The organism is Paenibacillus sp. NPDC058367 (genome assembly GCF_042723305.1).
Lineage (GTDB): Bacteria > Bacillota > Bacilli > Paenibacillales > Paenibacillaceae > Paenibacillus_AQ.
In genome coordinates this window covers 615,744-634,262 of the sequence record NZ_JBHXIZ010000001.1, presented here as the reverse complement: position 1 = coordinate 634,262, position 18,519 = coordinate 615,744, and the positions used below count along the sequence as shown (strand labels likewise).

Sequence of the window (18,519 nt, the reverse complement as noted above, 5' to 3'; positions counted from 1 at the left end):
TTTAAGAGAGTGTTTCATTCCATTCAATCATACCGCCGCTTAAATTTGTAGCATGATAGCCAAACTGTTGTAGATATTCGCAGACACGCTGGCTTCGAGCACCGGAACGGCAGATAAAGATCACTTTGGCATCGCTTGGAATATCCTCAGTGCGGTGTGGAATTTCTCCCATGGGGATATGCTGTGCACCGGGAATCATCCCGAAGGCAACCTCTTCGTCTTCACGAACGTCGATGAGTACAAGGTCTTCTCCTGTCTCTAGACACTGCCGCAATTCTTGCGGTGTAATTTGTGGAACATTATGCATGGTTGTGACCTCTTTTCATCAGAAGAATGGTTTAATGATAACACAAGCATGGAATACCCTGTCAAACGAGCACTACATACAACTATATCTACTAAGGAGAGTTTATATTATGGACGTTATTGTTAGGCCAACGCCATCCCTGCAAGGAGAATTTGGGGCCCTCTCTTCCAAAAACTATACCACTCGTTATTTGCTGGTTGCCGCATTGTCAGAAGGCGTAAGTACGATTTATCATCCGGCACATAGTGAAGATAGCGATGCCATCCGTCGTTGTATTGCAGATTTGGGAGCTGTACTCACAGAAGATGATGAGAAGATTGTGATTCAAGGCTTTGGTCGGAAACCTAAGGATGTTAAGGAACTTAATGTGGGGAATGCTGGAGCAGTACTACGTTTTCTAATGGCTGTTGCTGCGCTGAGCCCTGAAGTTACATTCGTAAACACGTATCCTGACTCATTGGGCAAACGTCCACATGACGACCTGATCGTGTCTCTTGAACAGCTTGGTGTGAAGGTAGAGCATAATGAAGGTAAGTTGCCGATCACGATCTGCGGTGGCAAACCTGTTGGGGGTAGAATTACAGTTTCGGGTGCTGTCAGCTCCCAGTTCCTAAGTGCTCTATTATTCTTGACACCATTGCTTGAAGAAGATAGTGAAATTATTGTCCTTGATGATTTGAAATCAAAGGTTGTCGTAGGTCAGACACTAGAAGTGTTGGAGCAGGCAGGAATTGTGGTTCATGCGGCGGATGATTATATGTCCTTTAAAGTGCCGGGTCGTCAAGCCTATGCGGCAAAAACGTATACCGTTCAAGGTGACTATCCTGGCTCTGCGGCTATTCTAGCAGCTGCTGCTGTGACAAAGTCAGATGTTAAGGTACATCGACTTATGGAACAGAGTAAGCAGGGAGAAAGAGCCATTGTTGATGTGTTGCGTATGATGGAAGTACCGCTTACTCATAAAGAAGGAACAGTTCACGTACAAGGGAACGGCGTTCTAAAAGCCGTTGAATTCGACGGAGATGCTGCAACCGATGCAGTGCTGGCTATGGTAGCTGCTGCAGTATTTGCTGAAGGCACTTCACGATTCTATAACGTTGAGAACCTTCGGTATAAGGAATGTGATCGTATAACTGATTACTTGGCAGAATTGACTCGTGCAGGAGCCAATGTTGAGGAACGCCGCGATGAAATTATCGTTCACGGCATGCCTGAAGGCGTCGAAGGTGGTGTGACCATTAACGCGCATTACGACCACCGTGTAATTATGGCGCTGTCAGTAGTAGGTTTACGAGCGCGTAAACCACTATTGATCAAGGATGCTCACCATGTCGCTAAGTCGTATCCGCAATACTTTGATCACCTGCGTGCGCTTGGTGCGAATGTGGAGTGGGTACAATAGAAGTAAGGGAGCTAGCGAATTTAGCTTCAGTTAATTAAGGATCATAAAGTGTAACTATGGAAAGGGGCACTGTGTATGAGCTTTGAGAATCCAAGTCGGGAACAGATCGGAGATATCCTTGCTTCTGCAGGTAATATTGCAGTAGTTGGCCTGTCTGACAAAACAGACCGTACCTCCTATATGGTCGCGGGTGCTATGCAAAGTCGGGGATATCGGATCATTCCTGTAAACCCATTGGTTGATGGTGAAATACTGGGAGAAAAGTGCTATCATACGTTAGCGGAAATTCCAGAGCCGGTGGACATTGTTAATGTGTTTCGCCGAAGCGAATACTGCGCAAAGGTCGCACAGGAGGCCGCTGAAATCGGCGCACGTGTGCTTTGGCTCCAGCAGGGTATAATCAGCCAGGAAGCTGCTGAAATCGCCGCTGAGCACGGTATGACGGCGATTATGGACCGTTGTATCAAGGTCGAAGAAGCGATCACGATGCATGGGCGTACTCGGGCATAAGGTTCGGTAGTGCAACACTTTATCTGACTATTGAAAAAATGATGATCAGAGCGTGTATCAAGGGATTTCGAACGAACCGACGAACGGGCAAACGATGAACTGACGAGCTTACGAGCCGACAAACGAACCAACCGAGAGAACAATGAACCGGCGAGCCGACAGACAAAAGAACAAACTAACAAACCAGCGAACTAAATTTTTTGACGCTGAAGTAGTTGCAAATTTAATGTTGAAGAACAGCCAAGATCAATAGCATCGTTTGATTACGATTCGCTGTACAGACTGTGCAATTTCTAATGCAAATCACTAACTGAGCTTGTTATACTGAAGTTAGACGAAGAACGTCCTTTATCCGCATGATTTGCGGTGAAGGGCGTTCTTTTATTTTTATAGGGAGGATACCACAATGGAATTTGAAGAAGCACATGGTATGTTCATTAACAAGCACTTGACTGAAAGATCAGGAGAAAGAAGGGGGAGGCTGGTTAGAGGCCATAATTATGCGGAGAAGTTGTTCTTGCAGAATGTATGGTGGCCATTGTTTGAGAGCCTTGATGATTTGCATCCAGAATACGAAGTGTACGACTGGAACCGTAAATCTCAGTTTCTGGACTTCGCTTTTCTTCCGCAGAGCGGCGGCAGTCTCGGGATTGAGTGCGACGGGTTTCAAAGTCATGTGAAGGACATGGACCGCGAGAGATTCAACTACGCAGTTAATCGGGACACTTTTCTGACCGGAATGGGGTGGAAAATGATTCATTTTTCTGTTGATGATCTTCAGCACCGCCCCGAGGTGTGCCGGATGCTTTTGCAATTGGTGCTGGCACCTCATTTGGCGCGCAAATCTGCAGGCGTGGATATTTTGTCTGAGGAGAAGGAGGTTCTGCGGTTGGCTTGGCGACTGGGTAGGGCGATCCGTCCAAAGGATGTGACCACTCATTTCAGCATTAACTTTCGAACGGCGCGAAGATTGTTGCACTCGTTGAGTGAGAAGGGACTAATAAAGCCTGTAATTACGGGAGAACGGGTTCGACAATACGAAGTGAAAGCTATGCGACCAGATCAAATATGGTAGGAGTGGGAGAATAATTGCACTATATATACAACTATATCGGAAATATCTCTATTCTATTGTGGTTTAGTTGTACTTTGTACACTTATTACACACCAAAGATAAGGAAAAGGGTGGGATTATTAAAAATAATTGCACAAAGTACACTTATATGGTTTTCAGTGTTTCTAGGATATAAATAGTTGCACAAAGTACAATTAACTTTTTTATAATCATCGGCAGCAAAAAGAAAGAGACTCAGTCGGCATACAAAACTTCATTCAATAAATATTACTCATTCACTTGAAGCATTATTAGAGACGCACATTCATTCGGAGTAACTTTTTATCGGTTTTAAACAACTTTAGCATTGTTTGCTTTAGTGCTTTGGAATCCTGAGCCCAGAGAATGGTGTTTCTAGGTGATTTTATTGTGGAGTGAGTGTTTATTTGTTTTAAATATAACCTGATCTTTTCCTTCAGTTTATTTTGACAAAAACCCCCGCAGCGCTTACCATTCAATATAGAAAGAAAGGAGAGGGTAGCCTTGAATTGGCTCGGATCATTGCAGCAATTGGGCAGAGCCATAATGCTTCCTACCATGGTACTGCCGGCGGCAGCCATTTTGCTTAGTTTGGGCAGCTTACCTTGGTCTGCATGGGGACTTTCTTCGGTATCCGAAGTGGCTACATACGCTGGGCAGGGAATCTTTTATTTTATGCCTTATTTGTTCGCTGTGGGTGTAGCATGGGGATTATCCAATCAAGCTGGAACGGCGGGTCTTGCAGCACTGGCTGGAATGTTCACTTACGACCGGATTGTTACCCATATGGGAGACGGGCTTGTACAACCTGCAACACTTATCGGAATTTTGCTGGGTATAGTTGCCGGTATCGCTCAAAACCGGTTCAAAAATATCAAGCTTCCAGAGGCGATACAGTTTTTTGGAGGTTCACGTTTTGTTTTGCTGTTCATGGGATTGTTTTCGGCTGGCTTTGCATGGGTGATGTTAGGGATCTCTCCACTGCTGCAAAGAGGACTGGATGATCTTTTTCAAGGGATATTGCAGACAGGCGGCTTTGGCGTTTTTATTTATGGAGTGCTATATAGAGTACTAACAGCCTTCGGTCTTCACCATATTCTCAACAATGTGTTTTGGTTTCAGTTTGGTAACTTTACAACTCCTGATGGTAGCACTGTCGTTCAGGGGGATTTGCCACGTTTTTTTGCAGGCGATCCTACGGCGGGGATTTTTATGGCAGGTTTGTTTCCGATTATGATGTTCGCACTGCCAGCCATTGCTTTTGCAATTATTCAGGAAGCGCGCGAGGACTTGAAGCCTAAGATTAAAAAGACTTTTGTGCGGGCGGCTCTGGTCTGTTTTCTAACCGGGGTTTCGGAGCAGATTGAATTTGCGTTTTTGTTTGCTTCTCCCTACTTATTTGCGGTACATACAGTAATGTCCGGTCTTGCTATGGTGATTACCTACATGTTGGGGATTCATCATGGGTTCTCCTATTCCGCAGGGGCTATTGATTTCTTTTTGAATATGCATCTGTCCCAGAGGGCTTGGTTGTTAATTCCGATCGGTATAGCTTATGGGATTGTATATTATAACTTGTTCCGCTGGGCGATTCGCCGTTTTCAGATCCCGACACCAGGGCGTGAAGAAGGTTCGGAACTCGGTGATTGGGCAGGAAACATCCCTTATCAGGCACCATTGATCTTGGAGGCGCTTGGTGGTAAGGAGAATATCGTACAAGTACAATCCTGTATCACTCGTTTGAGGCTTACCGTCCATAATGATCGATATATTGATACCGGGGCGCTCAAAGGTCTTGGCTCTGCTGGGATTATCAAGCTCGGTGGCGGGAATGTCCAGGTAGTATTTGGTACGTATTCAGAGTTGATCCGCGAGGAGATTAATAAGCTAATGCTTCGTGATTTGCCTCAGGTATTGTTCAGTTCTCCGATGCAGGGTAGAATGATGCCCATTGAGGAAGTGCCGGATCACATCTTTGCAGCGAAGCTGGTGGGTGATGGAGTTGCATTTTTGCCGGAAAAAGGGGAGCTGACTTCGCCTGTATTCGGGAAGGTTATGCACGTCTATCCTACAATGCATGCCGTTGGTATTGCTACGCCGGAAGGGCTGGAGGTACTTATGCATATAGGGATCGACACTTCGCAGCTTAAAGGGCCATTTGAGGCGGTTGTAAAAGAAGGCGACAGCGTGGAACCAGGTCAATTGCTTGTTAAATTCGACCTCGCTTATTTGCGTGAGCATGCAGCTTCACTCGCTACACCAATGGTGATTACGAATCCTGATCGAGTAAAATCATGGAGCTATGCTCCATTTAAAAATGTTAAAAAGGGGCAATCTTCAGTAATGTCCGTAGTCTTACATGAAAGTAACGTTGGAGGGATAGAAGGATGATACAAGGCATAGGCGCAGCAGCAGGTGTAGCTATCGGGAAGGCCTTTGTCTTACCGAACTGGGAGTGGAGCTTACCAGACACACAAGTGAACCCAGTGGATCTAGCTAAGGAGTTTGAGCGTTTATACGAAGGTATCCGTACCTCTAAGGACGAGATTGAATTCATCAAAAAAGAATTCAGAGAAGTAGTCGGTCCGGAGGAGTCCAGCATTTTTGATGCTCATCTGGCTATTTTGGATGATCCGGTGTTCATGAGCGAAATCCGGGGGATTATTGAACGCCAGTATAAGGCGGCGGAAGTGGCTGTTAAGGAAGCGATTGATCATTTTGTAGCGATGTTTGATCTGCTAGATGATGAATACATGAAGGAGCGGGCGGTGGATATCAAGGATGTCGGTAACCGTCTGTTAAAGCATCTTTTAGGTGCTCCTGAGGTCACGCTGCCATCGGATACACAGCCGTATATTCTCGTTGCGAAGGAGTTATCTCCTTCCCAGTTAGCTCACTTGAACCCAACTTATGTTCTAGGTATTGTTACTATGATGGGCGGTAAAACCTCACATTCTTCCATTATGGCTCGTGCACTGGGCATTCCGCTCGTGGCAGGTTTGGAGAATAATTTGTCTAACCCTATTCAGACCGGAGACATGCTCGTGATAGATGGAGACACGGGATCTGTGCAAATTCATCCTGATGAGGTAACGATCAATGAATATGTTTCTCTTCGGAATAAGCAGCATAAAAAGAAAGAACAACTGGAATTGCTTGCTACAGTCGATGCCGTCACTAAAGATGGCGTTAACCTGCGATTGGCCGGTAATATCAGCTCAGTCAAAGAACTGAATTTAGCGCTCAAGTATGGAGCCGAGGGTGTAGGTCTATTCCGTACAGAGTTTCTTTACATGGATCGCAGTTCTTTTCCAACTGAGGATGAACAATTTGAAGTGTACAAACAGGTTGTCGAGAAGGTAGGCAGCAATATGGTTGTGATCCGTTCGCTGGATATAGGCGGGGACAAGCATCTGGATTACTTCCAGCTACCAGAAGAACAGAATCCGTTCCTTGGCTATCGTGCCATTCGAATCAGCTTGAATCGACAAGATATGTTCAAAACTCAGCTAACCGCCATTTTGCGGGCGAGCGCATACGGGAATTTAAAGCTAATGTTCCCTATGATATCTTCCGTGGAAGAAGTACAGGCGGCAAAAGCAGTATTGGAAGAAGTGAAGGCTGAACTGGAGCTACGGGGTATACCGTTTAATCGGAATATTCCAGTCGGTATTATGATTGAAGTTCCAGCTGCGGTTATGATTGCGGATTTACTTGCTGAGGAAGTTGACTTTTTCAGTATCGGTACGAACGATTTGGTGCAATATGTACTAGCCGTAGATCGTATGAATGAACAAATTGCGCATATGTATCATCCATATCATCCAGCGGTTCTGCGAATGATCCGTATGACTGTAGAAGCAGCCCGTAATGCAAAAATAGATATAAGTGTATGTGGTGAAATGGCGGCAGATGAGCGTTCTTTACCACTTTGGCTGGAGTTAGGGATTAGTGATCTTAGCATGTCGCCACAGGCACTGCTGAAGGTTAAACACCGTACCCTAAATACACTGGCTATAGATGCTACAAGGGTTGCTAAAGCTTGCTTCCATCATCGTACAAGCTCGGAGACGGAAGAAATCCTAAGTGCTTATGCTCAGAAAAGCGGTATTACGCTTGGAACGAGCGTGGAAACAAAGGAGAAAGCTTCTTCATAGTTATCAAGCGCTACATCATCAAGTCCACATCAAGGTTCGGCATTCTTGCCGGGCCTTTTTCTTTTGTATTTTATAAAAAAACAAAACCGTTTGCGCTTCGGCGCAGTCTATACATAGAGCGAGTTGCACAGGAATGATTTATGCGTGAAAGCAAGGGGGGAGGACAAAACAAGCATGGAACACATTATTAATGACGAAATGGAAATAGCCGCTACGGATGAAGACATATTTTATGAGCTGGTAGCTGAACAGAAAAGAAAGCTATACAGCATTGCTTATAGCTATTTACGAAACGAAGCGGATTCGTTGGAAGTTCTACAGGAGGCAACCTGCCGTGCATGGATTAAACGTAAAAGCTTAAAAGACTCCGAGAGATTTGCTCCATGGCTAACACGTATTCTGATCAATTGCTGTAACGATGAGTTGAAGCGCAGAAAGAGGAACGCTGTCACAGAAGCTGCTCGAAGTGATGTAGGGATCATGGAAATGAAAAGCGACCGCAGATTAGACATGGAACAGGCGTTGGAAGGGGTAAAGCCGAAGTATCGCCAGGTGCTTGTACTCAAATATTACAAGGATATGACCCTTGCAGAAATTGCAGAGGTACTGGATAAACCGGAGGGCACCGTGAAGACATGGCTCAATAAAGGTCTGAAACAGCTGCGTGACAGAATGAAACGGAAGGGGGATCTATTTTATGGCTGAGTCTGAAGAAAAGCTGCTTAACGATTATTTTCAGAGAATTGATGTCGAGGCTGAGGAGATCCCGGATGTTAAGCTGGATGCCGCGATTCGCAAGGGGATGCAGCAAGGTAGCCACAAAAGATTCTCTTTTAGAAAAAGATACGCTGTTGTTGCGTTGGCGGTCCTAGCCATCGCTTTATTAATTATTGTACCTTGGGCACATCAGATGGCCAATCCTGTTCGTGCGCAGTTACCACCAAAAAGCTGGGGTCAGCTTGAAGTGTTTAGACCCATTGTTGCTGATAATCTGACGATTAAATCAGCACTTGATGCAGGTATACTGAAGGAGGTAAATATCTCCTCTCCTGAGATGGATGGGATACAGTGGACGGTTAACGGAATCATGGCAGATCATAGAGGTATTGCTGTGCTTTATACAATCCAGAATAATACAGATCAGAAGATGCAAATGATAGGCCTGTCATTGAAAAAAAATCAAAAGAATAATTACGACCTCACCGGATATAGCGGGTTTAGCAATTCTAATGCACAAGAGGCAGGTTCACCTGGGACGACCCGCATGTTAGAACAAATCGTCTGGGATAAATATCGAGATGATCTGACAGATGAGTTGAATATTACATTATCTCTATATCCAGAATCCAAGGACCCTTCTAGCTCGAGCATGGATATTAAAAAGCTAAGTGTTAAAATTCCGCTGGAAGACGATAACAACTATTTTAAGGGAGAGATTGTTGATCTGAAGGATAGTCTGTCTATTGGTGGACAGAAAATCAAAATGGACAATATCTATATTGGACCTACGGGTATTTACATGCGGGAAACCTTTGACAAAGAGAATAAAATGAGGATTTTTAATATAATTTCACCTAAGCTGGTTATCGGGAAAGGGGAGCATCAAGAGGAGTTAATGAGGGTAAGTGGTGCTTCTTCAGTAGTAGGGGGCTTGAAAACTTATATTTTCAACAATGACAATATGAGACCTGCTGAACCAATCAAACTAGAAGTTGAAGGAATCTCCGCTCTAGATCAATCAAAGGTCGAGCTCGTGATTGACACGGAAACACAGCAGATTCTAAAGGCACCGGATAACAATCTAACGATTTCAAAGCGGATGGAGAACGAAGAGCAGGGAATTCTGGTTTTGGATTACTTTATTCCTAAAGATGATATGGAGGCGTTTGCTGATAGCGGTTTTGCACTGGACGATAATTTTGTGGATAGCACTGGTAGTGGGCATTGGTTAGGATGGGTTAAAGATGGCTACTCAGGATATAAAGAGTTTAATGAAGATAGCAGGGGAACTACAGTAACCTTTTTCTTTAACGTAGGGAAGGAAAAGCTCCCCCAACCCTTGACTTTCAAATTTAATTCTTATCCAACCTTATTCAAGGAGAAGGCTTCCCTTCGGATTAAGTAATGAAATCTGATGTAGAGCGAATCAAATCACAAGCCCTGTTCCTCAAAAAGTGAGAAACAGGGCTTGTTTATTTTTTAACCAATATATTTGTACAGTACCCTACTCCCCAGCTAACGCATCACAAAAAGCTTTGCCATAGGGCGGCAGATCTGGCGGGCGACGAGCAGAAATAATATGTCCATCCGTAACCACAGCTTCATCTTTCCATATCGCTCCGGCATTCTCCATATCATCACGGATGCCGGGTGTGGAGGTGACGGTTACACCTTCCAGAATTTTAGCGGAAATTAATACCCAGCCTGCGTGGCAGATCTGCCCAATAGGTTTCTTAGCTGCATTGAAATCCTGTACTAGTTTTAGTACGGCACTGTATCTACGGATTTTATCAGGAGCCCAGCCGCCAGGAACTAAAATCCCGTCATAATCTGCGGCATTAAGATCGTCCCAGGAGTACTCCGCTTTTGCAGGCACACCATATTTGCCGATGTATGTTTTATCTTTTTCCAAACCTGCCAAGTGAACCTCAGCGCCTTCTTCTCTAACTCGGTACACGGGATACCAGAGTTCCAAATCTTCAAATTCATCGTCTACGAGTGCTATGACCTTTTTTCCAGCTAGTCTCATTTTGTTAAGCTCCTTTCGTATCACATGATCCTTCATATTCTATCAAATTTAAAATACGAAGTCATCTGAAGGATTGTAAATTATAGACAAATTTCCAATTTAATCATTATATGCAATTAAGGAGGGTTTTAATCGAGGGAGGTCGAATATAGAAATTGAAAAGTCATACTTTGTACTTAATTCATTTCTTGCAAGAGGTGTAGAAGATGTATACAGATAACTTAATGGAGAAGTTGTGCAGCTGCGGTGGCCTCATGAACTTACATATGCATTCATTGATTTTTAATACGAGGGTGAAGATTACACATGTCCCTGTCTATACTTGTCCGAAATGTACTAGTTATGAGCCCTTGTCGTTTATTAAAGCAGATCTAGGAAAGCTAGTGAAAGAATTGAACGCGGATGTGCCAAGACAAGATTTTTCGTTTACTCAAAGAAATGAATTAGCTAGTGTCCTAAAAGAAGCTTTGACAGAGGTTGTTGTCGGAGGATTTCAAGAATTAGAGTTGGCTATCCGAAAGACAATTCAGGTTAGAGTGGATATGTTACTTGATCTATACCGACTAGCTGAGGGGCTTAAAGACCAGAATTGGATGGAAGAAACTAGTCGAAGACTGTCTCAATTAACGTTCCAAACGACTAAAAACGCAAATTATTAAAACATTCTGTGAAAATAATGAAAAACTTTCACGGAATGTTGGATTTTTCACTCACTTTTTGTTACGATAGATAGAAGTTACATTATTGTGCTCGTGAATAGGGAAACCTACACTAGTCAAAAATTGTAATTAGGGGTTACGTCTTCAGCCTTGAAAGAAATTTTGAAAGGAAAATGAAGCGTTATCATTGCACAATTGTACAAAGTGTCGTATCATATTTTTAATTAGTCGAACGATAAAATTTATCGCAATGGAGAGAGTAATTTGACGGTAACCATTTACGATGTAGCTCGAGAAGCAGGCGTATCTATGGCTACGGTATCACGGGTTGTGAACAATAACCCTAACGTGAAACCGCAGACCCGGAAGAAAGTTTTTGAAGCGATTGAGCGTTTGGGATATCGTCCCAATGCCGTGGCGAGAGGACTTGCCAGTAAGAAAACGACAACCGTTGGGGTTGTCATCCCTGATATTTCAAACTCGATTTTTGCAGAAATTGCACGCGGGATTGAAGATATCGCGAACATGTATCATTACAATATTATATTGTGTAACGCGGATAAGCGTAAAGAAAAGGAAATCCGTGTCATCAATACTCTTTTGGAGAAACAGGTCGATGGTCTGCTCTTCATGGGTGGTACGGTAACCGAAGAACATATTCAAGCTTTCCAGACTTCTGCAGTTCCGATTGTCCTATGTGCTACACGGGATGAGAAGGGAACTTATCCTTCCGTTGACATCGATCATGAAACCGCTGCTTTTGATGCAGTGAATACTTTGATTCGTCACGGTCACCGAGAAATCGCAATGATCAGTGGTACACTCCAGGATCCTGCGAATGGATATGCACGTTTCCATGGTTATAAGAAGGCACTTGAACAGGCTGGAATCGAGTATCAAGAAGACTTGGTACGTATCGGTAACTACCGCTATGAATCTGGTGTCGAAGCCATGAAGTATTTCCTTGGACTCAAGAAGAAGCCAACCGCTATTTTTGCCGCAACCGACGAGATGGCTATTGGTGCAATTCACAGTATTCAGGATGAAGGCCTGAAGGTACCGGATGACTTCTCCATTATTAGTGTGGATAATATCCGTATGGCTTCGATGGTTCGTCCATTGTTGACAACTGTAGCCCAGCCTATGTATGACCTAGGTGCGGTAGCAATGAGACTTTTGACGAAACTCATGAAGAAAGAGACGGTTGAGAATCCGCGGGTTATCTTGCCTCATGAAACGATTCTCCGCCTGTCTGTTAATCATCTGAATAAGTAATTTAAGAACTAAACAGTATTTCCGTAAAAAGCTCCTTTTGGAGCTTTTTATGTTTTTTACAGAGTAAATCATCGGAGGAGGCGTTATCTTTGCCTGAAATAATCGGATTAATTGGTGCGATGGATGAAGAGATTAAGCTATTACTAGAAAGGATGGAGAATAAGGAGACGAAGGTCAAGGCAGGAATTCATTATTACATAGGAAATATATTAGGAAAGTCTGTAGTGCTCTGTAAATCTGGGGTAGGTAAAGTAAATGCAGCAGTTACGACACAAATTCTAATTGATTCCTTTGGTGTGTCTCGTGTGTTGTTTACTGGGGTTGCTGGGGCTGTGCACCCTGAATTGAATATTGGAGATATTGTAATATCATCTACTTGTGTTCAGCATGATATGGATGCTACAGCACTTGGCTTTTCAAAAGGTGAAATACCTTATCAGGATAATTCTGTCTTTCAGGCAGACCCTTCATTGGTACTCCTTGCTGAGAGGGCGTGTAACGAGTTAGGCCAAAAGTACTTGGTCGGCAAAGTACTTTCAGGTGATCAATTCATTTCTAATGCGAAGATTGTAGCCAAATTAAGAGAGGAATTGGACGGAGCGTGCGTGGAGATGGAAGGGGCGGCGGTTGCACAAGTGTGTGTGATGAACGCCACTCCCTTTGTTATTATTCGTTCGATGTCTGATAAGTCTGACGGGTCAGCAAATGTGAGTTTTAAGGAGTTCACGGTGGAAGCCTCAGGGCGCTCACATTCTATATTAGAATATATGCTGCAGCATCTTTAATACTCGTTTAGTACATGAAGCGCTGTCTAAAGCGTACCCTGTCGAAAGTCTCCTGTGAGGACATAGGTACCTCTTGTCCAATACGAACCATTAGGCAGTTTGCTGGATGTGAACAGATTTCAGGATCATCCGTAGCATACCAAACCATATTTACAGTTTTCATTAGCCGCTCCATCATTTGACGATAAGCCCACACATCAAGCCCACTCCCTTTTAAATCCCAGTGCCAATAATACTCTGTTGTAAAGACGATACAATTCTCCAATTGCTCTTGCTCAAAAGCAGTGGAAATCAGCAGCCGGCCTAGTCCGGCTCCCCTATAATCATTACTCACCTCAATAGCTCCAAGCTCAATTAGATCCATCATTCCACCCTGTGACCAAAGCTCCATTTCATCCGGATAATGAAAGGTTACATAGCCTATTATAGTGCCATCCTCTACAGCTGTAATTATACGTCCTTCTGGCAAGCTAGCAATCTCTATGAGAGCTTCTTGCTGTTCAATCGGCTTGCGGAAGGCATCAAGATCATGATGCATGTGGAGGGCTTTAAGGTCCTCTGGAGATCGGGGGCCACTTATTGTTATTGTTCTACCTTTATATGAAAGCGTATGGGAAACAGGAATTTTACGATGCTCCATAGCCGTGCTCCTTTCGGATGATAAAATATGGAATGTAAACGTTTGCTATGTTATACTAATTCAGACATAAAAAATTCACATTCATTGCATTGACATCATTATCTAAGAGAAGAGTCTTACCCTTAAAGCTTAAATCAAACGAGTGAGGGAGGCAAGAGTGATGGGTCAAGTCCATAGCGAAATTTTGCCTGGCCGTGTGCAGAGCTCCAATATGTCTGATTACACCCAGGCAGTAGCCAATTTTAAGTGGGAGGATGTTGAACGTAACTTCTCATGGTATGACACTGGAAAGGTTAATATGGCACATGAAGCAGTGGATCGCCACGTTCAAGAAGGACGGGGAGCGGCAACGGCCCTGCTCTACAGTGATGCGGTGCGGGATGAATCCTATACATTTGCCGATCTGCAGGAACGGTCGAATCGGTTCGGAAATGTATTGCGTAAATATGGTATCGGTAAGGGAGATCGGGTATTTATTTTTATGCCTCGTCAACCGGAACTATATTTTAGTTTACTAGGTATCCTGAAGATTGGGGCAATAGCGGGCCCTCTGTTCGAAGCCTTTATGGAGACAGCAGTTAAGGACCGGCTGGAAGATAGTGGTGCGGTTGCTTTGGTTACTACACCTGAACTACTTCATCGTGTGAAGCGTGATGAGCTTCCGAATTTGCGTCATATTTTTCTAGTAGGCGGTACCACTGATATCGAGCAAGGTAACTTAGGTTTCACTGAGGAGATGGATAACGCGTCTTCTGAGCTCGAATTGGAATGGCTTGACCTGGACGATGGCCTTATCATGCATTATACATCTGGTTCTACAGGAAAACCTAAGGGCGTTTATCATGTGCAAAGAGCAATGATTCAACATTATTATACAGGTAGAGTGGTGCTGGATCTACGTCCAGATGATATTTACTGGTGTACAGCTGATCCAGGCTGGGTGACAGGAACATCTTACGGAATATTTTCTCCCTGGTTAAATGGGGTAACGAATGTCGTGAGAGGGGGACGCTTTAGTCCTCAGGATTGGTATAAGACGATTGAACGAAATAAGGTTAGTATTTGGTACAGTGCACCTACAGCATTTCGTATGTTGATGGGGGCAGGAGAGAGTTCAATTCAGGGAATTGATTTGAGCAGCCTGCGCCATGTCCTGTCTGTTGGAGAGCCGTTAAATCCTGAAGTCGTGCGATGGGGAGATAAGTTCTACAACCAGCGCATTCATGATACCTGGTGGATGACAGAGACGGGAGCGCAACTGATCTGTAATTATCCTGGAATGGATATCAAACCAGGTTCTATGGGCCGTCCGTTGCCAGGCATTGAAGCAGCGATTTTAGATGATCGAGGCAATGTTCTCCCACCATTCTCAATGGGGAATCTTGCAATACGGACGCCTTGGCCATCCATGATGAATTCGATCTGGAACAATAAGGCGAAGTATGAGGAGTATTTCCGCATTCCTGGTTGGTACATTTCTGGTGATTCTGCTTATATGGATGATGATGGATATTTCTGGTTTCAAGGACGGATTGACGACGTTATCAACTCTTCTGGTGAGCGTATAGGACCTTTTGAAGTGGAGAGTAAATTGGTAGAGCATCCTGCTGTGGCAGAAGCGGGTGTAATTGGTAAACCAGACCTGGTGCGTGGGGAAATTATCAAGGCTTTCATTTCGCTGAGAGAAGGCTATACTCCTACAGCTGCTCTCAAAGAGGAGATCGCGGCATTTGTTAAAGCCGGACTGTCTGCGCATGCTGCGCCGAGAGAGATCGAATTTAAGGATAAACTTCCTAAGACACGATCAGGTAAAATCATGCGGCGTGTATTAAAGGCTTGGGAGCTTCATCTCCCAACTGGCGATTTATCAACGATAGAAGATTAGAATGGATCATAAAAAAACACCGTTCCCTAATGAATTCAAGGGAACGGTGTTTTGTTGTGTGAAGTTATTCTTCGGACTACCGGTTAATGGTTTCCAGTCGTATTGCCGGCTGTACTACTATTACTGTTTCCGTTACTGCTACCTTCGCCAGATGGCGTTGAAGTAGGCGTAGGTAGAATGGTTCCAGGAATCTCGATATCCTCTCCTGGTGTACTCTCAGAGCCTGTAGGAGGCGTTGTCTCCGGTTGCTGATCTGGAGTTGGTGTTGCTTCCGGAGTTGGTGTAGTGCCTCCAGCAACGCTGCCAGAAGCTGTCTCATTACCTGCGACATCAACAGCACTGACATAGAATGTTGCATTGGCACTCGCAGGCGTTCCTGGCGAGAATACCTTGCTCTCGTCAGCCATAATTACAGCTTGCTTCTGGAAAGACCCGCCGTTTAAAGAACGGTATAAGCGGTACCCTACTACATCTGGAGAGCCGCTTGGGGAGAAGCTGATCACAGCTTTTCCAGTGCTATATGAGACACTAACATTCCCAGGAGCAGAAGGGGAAGCACCATCGTCCACACGTGGATCGACTTCAGTAGGGAAATCTGTCTTAGCATCGGCTGGCATATAATACTCCAGCGATTTATGCTCCTTCATCTTAGGGAAGGCTGCCAAGAGCTCCTTAACTAATTCCTGGATCGGCTTTTCACGTTTAACGACGATTTTTTCTTTCAGGAAATCCTCCGGTGTACCTTCGAGTGGGATATAGTTGACGCCATTGTAAGTAATATACTTGGCTTTGGAAATCCCATCGTCGCTCTCTTTAGGTACATATTTCGTATTGAAAAGATCCGTTGTGAATTTATCAGTTAGAGCCGTTGGCAGCTTACCGCTGTACGCGGAAACTGTCTTTTTGGTAATTCCTTCAGGTTGTGTGAATTTGTCTGTAACGAACAAGTCTGGCTGCTTATCAATAACAGCATTCATGACTTTAGCCCATAAGGTCTGTGCTTGTCGTTTTTGTGTATCTCCTGTAAGGGTATTAATTTGTTCCTTATAACCAACCCACATGCCAAGTGTGACATCAGGGGTGTAGCCCATGAACCAGACATCTCCATAGTTCTGAGTAGAGCCAGTCTTACCTACAATAGGAACGTCTTTAAAGTGTTTATAATCTCTTCTTACTGTGCTTGCAGTACCTTCTGTGATTACTGTACGCAGCATATCGGTCATTAGATAAGCAGTTTGCTCAGAGAATACTTGTTCAGGGTTAACCTTGTGCTGATAAACGATCTTGCCTTCTGAATCCACAATCTTCTCAATCATATAAGCATCATTAAATGCTCCCTTATTGCCAATGGCGGAATAGGCATTGGTTAATTCCTCAACGGATGTACCGTATCGAAGACCACCTATAACCCCAGTCTGCGCTCTGTAATCATCTTCGGTGAGTGTAGTGATCCCTAGCTTTTTAGTAAAGGCCCAAGCATCCTCTATTCCGACCTTCTCGTTAAATAGTTTAAGCGCCGGTAGGTTGAGGGATTTATTAAGTGCATAGCGAGCCGTAACTAAACCCTGATAGCGATTGTTAGCATTTTTAGGGATATGGAAGCCTTTCCCGCCATCCTTCAAAATGATTGGAGCATCATCTAAGATTCCAGCAGGTTGAATCAGTCCTGCATCTAAGGCAGGTAAGTATGCTGAAATCGGCTTCATCGTTGAGCCGGGTTGCCGGACCATTTGGGTTGCGTAGTTCATTTGCTCGATATTAAAATCGCGGCCCTCAATCATACCGAGAATGGCTCCGGTCTTGTTGTTGATCAAAATGCCAGCCGTCTGTTCAACACCTTTTGTTTTGCTGTCCTTGGTGAAATTACTACTATCTTCGGAAATACTGTGCATTGCACTGTATACTTTCTTATCAATCGTGGTATAGACTCGGTAACCGCCGGTCATTAACTGTTGTCTTGCTTCCTCAAGAAGTACGGCATTATCACTAGAGCTATTGGTTTCAGCTGTACTGTTATTCTTTTCATTTAGTGACAAAAGAATCTCAGATGCTTTACGCTCCGTCTCCATCATTAGGTATGGATATGTAGCATAGGCTTTCTTAGTGTGAGGAGCGAGAGAGCTTTTAATATCAAACTTGAGTGCTTCATCATATTGGGAGGTAGTGATCTTGTTCTCCTCTAGCATACGACGAAGTACAAGCTGTTGACGATCCATAGCTCTATTGAACGCCTTTGCGTTGAATTCTCCAACGCCATTGAATGCTGAATAAGCGGATGGGAGCTGTGGAAGACCGGCCAAATACGCCGCTTGGGCAATATTCAACTTGTCTAGATCATCCAGACCGAATATACCTTTGGATGCAGCTTTAATCCCAAATACGTTATAGCCATTCGAGCCATTACCGAACGGAACCTTGTTCAGATAAGCCGTTAAAATCTCTTGCTTGGTCAAGAAGCGCTCTAGTCTAAGTGAAAGTAGAATTTCTTTTGCTTTACGATCTTCTGTTCGATCCAGATTGAGGAATACACGTCTTGCGAGCTGTTGAGTAAGTGTACTGCCTCCGGTCTGAACGGATTCATTTAATATCTTTTGTTTGACGGCACGTAAGGTGCCTTTGAAATCCACGCCATTATGCTCATTGAAATTATTGTCCTCTATAGCGAGAACTGCATCAATAATAATCTGGGGGATGTCGTTGTATTGAATGAGCCTTCGATCTTCTTCTGTACGAAGCTGGCCGATCGGTGCGCCATCACGGAAGTATGCGAATCCGGTGATCGCATTTTGTCCGACTTGCTGTTGAATCATTTCCTCAGAGCGAACAGGTTCATCTTTCACCATGGAAGTGACATATCCTGCTGCTGCACCACCGACGAACAGAATGCCTATTATGCCAAGAATAAACATCCACTTAACTACAGAACCGAACCTGCTAAGCCCAGATCTGCGGGGTGAAGGCTTCTTTACGTTTTTTTTCTTGTTCTCTTGAACCATCGACGATAATTCCTCCTTTTAACGGAATTATTATAGCACAAATTGGCGATTTTGAATGCAG

General features: G+C 44.1%; 15 protein-coding genes. 11 read left to right on the top strand and 4 right to left on the bottom strand.

All coding sequences use genetic code 11. From position 1 onward, the window contains the following. Position 1: 1 nt before the first annotated feature. On the bottom strand, positions 2–307 hold the full coding sequence (locus ACFWMP_RS02900) for a rhodanese-like domain-containing protein (RefSeq protein ID WP_042187309.1): 306 nt from the start codon (positions 305–307) through the stop codon (positions 2–4). 109 nt (positions 308–416) lie between these two features. On the opposite strand from ACFWMP_RS02900, the gene aroA reads away from it, so the two are divergent. The 7 genes from aroA to ACFWMP_RS02865 all read left to right on the top strand — a co-directional run bounded on the left by aroA (position 417) and on the right by ACFWMP_RS02865 (position 9,594). After that, positions 417–1,709 (top strand): 3-phosphoshikimate 1-carboxyvinyltransferase, encoded by a 1,293-nt coding sequence (aroA, locus tag ACFWMP_RS02895; protein ID WP_379421875.1) that lies wholly within the window; start codon positions 417–419, stop codon positions 1,707–1,709. Positions 1,710–1,784: 75 nt separating this feature from the next. Beyond that, the gene (locus tag ACFWMP_RS02890) at positions 1,785–2,219 is read left to right on the top strand and encodes a CoA-binding protein (protein ID WP_076299469.1); all 435 of its coding nucleotides are present in this window, start codon (positions 1,785–1,787) and stop codon (positions 2,217–2,219) included. A 406-nt stretch (positions 2,220–2,625) separates the two neighbouring features. Continuing rightward, on the top strand, positions 2,626–3,294 hold the full coding sequence (locus ACFWMP_RS02885) for a hypothetical protein (protein WP_339247382.1): 669 nt from the start codon (positions 2,626–2,628) through the stop codon (positions 3,292–3,294). A gap of 522 nt (positions 3,295–3,816) precedes the next feature. Next, positions 3,817–5,703, top strand: a complete 1,887-nt coding sequence (locus tag ACFWMP_RS02880; protein ID WP_339247384.1) for a glucose PTS transporter subunit IIA — start codon at positions 3,817–3,819, stop codon at positions 5,701–5,703. Next, a complete protein-coding gene (gene ptsP / locus ACFWMP_RS02875) occupies positions 5,700–7,469 on the top strand; it encodes a phosphoenolpyruvate--protein phosphotransferase (protein ID WP_379421872.1) in 1,770 nt (589 codons plus the stop codon). Before ACFWMP_RS02880 ends, ptsP begins: the two co-directional genes overlap by 4 nt. A gap of 174 nt (positions 7,470–7,643) precedes the next feature. Continuing rightward, complete coding sequence (locus ACFWMP_RS02870) at positions 7,644–8,174, top strand: sigma-70 family RNA polymerase sigma factor (RefSeq protein ID WP_339247387.1); 531 nt, start codon at positions 7,644–7,646, stop codon at positions 8,172–8,174. Then, positions 8,167–9,594 carry a hypothetical protein gene (locus ACFWMP_RS02865; protein ID WP_379421870.1) on the top strand — a complete coding sequence of 476 codons (1,428 nt, stop codon included), beginning with the start codon at positions 8,167–8,169 and terminating at the stop codon, positions 9,592–9,594. Before ACFWMP_RS02870 ends, ACFWMP_RS02865 begins: the two co-directional genes overlap by 8 nt. Before the next feature lie 99 nt (positions 9,595–9,693). Here ACFWMP_RS02865 and ACFWMP_RS02860 read toward each other — a convergent pair whose 3' ends face one another. Continuing rightward, the gene (locus ACFWMP_RS02860; RefSeq protein ID WP_042126813.1) at positions 9,694–10,218 is read right to left on the bottom strand and encodes a type 1 glutamine amidotransferase domain-containing protein; all 525 of its coding nucleotides are present in this window, start codon (positions 10,216–10,218) and stop codon (positions 9,694–9,696) included. A 206-nt stretch (positions 10,219–10,424) separates the two neighbouring features. Here ACFWMP_RS02860 and ACFWMP_RS02855 point away from each other — a divergent pair, with 206 nt between their 5' ends. The 3 genes from ACFWMP_RS02855 to ACFWMP_RS02845 all read left to right on the top strand — a co-directional run bounded on the left by ACFWMP_RS02855 (position 10,425) and on the right by ACFWMP_RS02845 (position 12,937). Then, a complete protein-coding gene (locus tag ACFWMP_RS02855; protein WP_379421868.1) occupies positions 10,425–10,877 on the top strand; it encodes a hypothetical protein in 453 nt (150 codons plus the stop codon). 264 nt (positions 10,878–11,141) lie between these two features. Next, positions 11,142–12,152, top strand: coding sequence for a catabolite control protein A (ccpA, locus tag ACFWMP_RS02850; RefSeq protein WP_042187330.1), 1,011 nt, complete (start codon positions 11,142–11,144; stop codon positions 12,150–12,152). Positions 12,153–12,241: 89 nt separating this feature from the next. Further along, positions 12,242–12,937 carry a 5'-methylthioadenosine/adenosylhomocysteine nucleosidase gene (locus ACFWMP_RS02845; protein WP_081951093.1) on the top strand — a complete coding sequence of 232 codons (696 nt, stop codon included), beginning with the start codon at positions 12,242–12,244 and terminating at the stop codon, positions 12,935–12,937. 7 nt (positions 12,938–12,944) lie between these two features. On the opposite strand, the gene ACFWMP_RS02840 is transcribed toward ACFWMP_RS02845, so the two are convergent. Then, complete coding sequence (locus ACFWMP_RS02840) at positions 12,945–13,577, bottom strand: GNAT family N-acetyltransferase (protein WP_076282937.1); 633 nt, start codon at positions 13,575–13,577, stop codon at positions 12,945–12,947. A 160-nt stretch (positions 13,578–13,737) separates the two neighbouring features. On the opposite strand from ACFWMP_RS02840, the gene acsA reads away from it, so the two are divergent. Beyond that, entirely contained in the window at positions 13,738–15,462 is a 1,725-nt protein-coding gene (gene acsA / locus ACFWMP_RS02835; protein ID WP_076282936.1) for an acetate--CoA ligase, read from the top strand. Positions 15,463–15,545: 83 nt separating this feature from the next. Here the strand turns inward: acsA and ACFWMP_RS02830 are convergent, their stop codons facing one another. Beyond that, a complete protein-coding gene (locus tag ACFWMP_RS02830) occupies positions 15,546–18,458 on the bottom strand; it encodes a transglycosylase domain-containing protein (RefSeq protein WP_379421864.1) in 2,913 nt (970 codons plus the stop codon). Between the last annotated feature and the right edge of the window lie 61 nt (positions 18,459–18,519).

What these genes read in the sequence shown, in the direction of transcription:
- ACFWMP_RS02860 (WP_042126813.1), bottom strand. Translation starts at nt 10,218, where the DNA reads ATGAGACTAGCTGGAAAAAAGGTCATAGCACTCGTAGACGATGAATTT.
- ACFWMP_RS02830 (WP_379421864.1), bottom strand. Translation starts at nt 18,458, where the DNA reads ATGGTTCAAGAGAACAAGAAAAAAAACGTAAAGAAGCCTTCACCCCGC.
- ACFWMP_RS02855 (WP_379421868.1), top strand. Translation starts at nt 10,425, where the DNA reads ATGTATACAGATAACTTAATGGAGAAGTTGTGCAGCTGCGGTGGCCTC.
- ACFWMP_RS02870 (WP_339247387.1), top strand. Translation starts at nt 7,644, where the DNA reads ATGGAACACATTATTAATGACGAAATGGAAATAGCCGCTACGGATGAA.
- acsA (WP_076282936.1), top strand. Translation starts at nt 13,738, where the DNA reads ATGGGTCAAGTCCATAGCGAAATTTTGCCTGGCCGTGTGCAGAGCTCC.
- ACFWMP_RS02885 (WP_339247382.1), top strand. Translation starts at nt 2,626, where the DNA reads ATGGAATTTGAAGAAGCACATGGTATGTTCATTAACAAGCACTTGACT.
- ACFWMP_RS02840 (WP_076282937.1), bottom strand. Translation starts at nt 13,577, where the DNA reads ATGGAGCATCGTAAAATTCCTGTTTCCCATACGCTTTCATATAAAGGT.
- aroA (WP_379421875.1), top strand. Translation starts at nt 417, where the DNA reads ATGGACGTTATTGTTAGGCCAACGCCATCCCTGCAAGGAGAATTTGGG.
- ACFWMP_RS02890 (WP_076299469.1), top strand. Translation starts at nt 1,785, where the DNA reads ATGAGCTTTGAGAATCCAAGTCGGGAACAGATCGGAGATATCCTTGCT.
- ACFWMP_RS02865 (WP_379421870.1), top strand. Translation starts at nt 8,167, where the DNA reads ATGGCTGAGTCTGAAGAAAAGCTGCTTAACGATTATTTTCAGAGAATT.
- ACFWMP_RS02900 (WP_042187309.1), bottom strand. Translation starts at nt 307, where the DNA reads ATGCATAATGTTCCACAAATTACACCGCAAGAATTGCGGCAGTGTCTA.
- ptsP (WP_379421872.1), top strand. Translation starts at nt 5,700, where the DNA reads ATGATACAAGGCATAGGCGCAGCAGCAGGTGTAGCTATCGGGAAGGCC.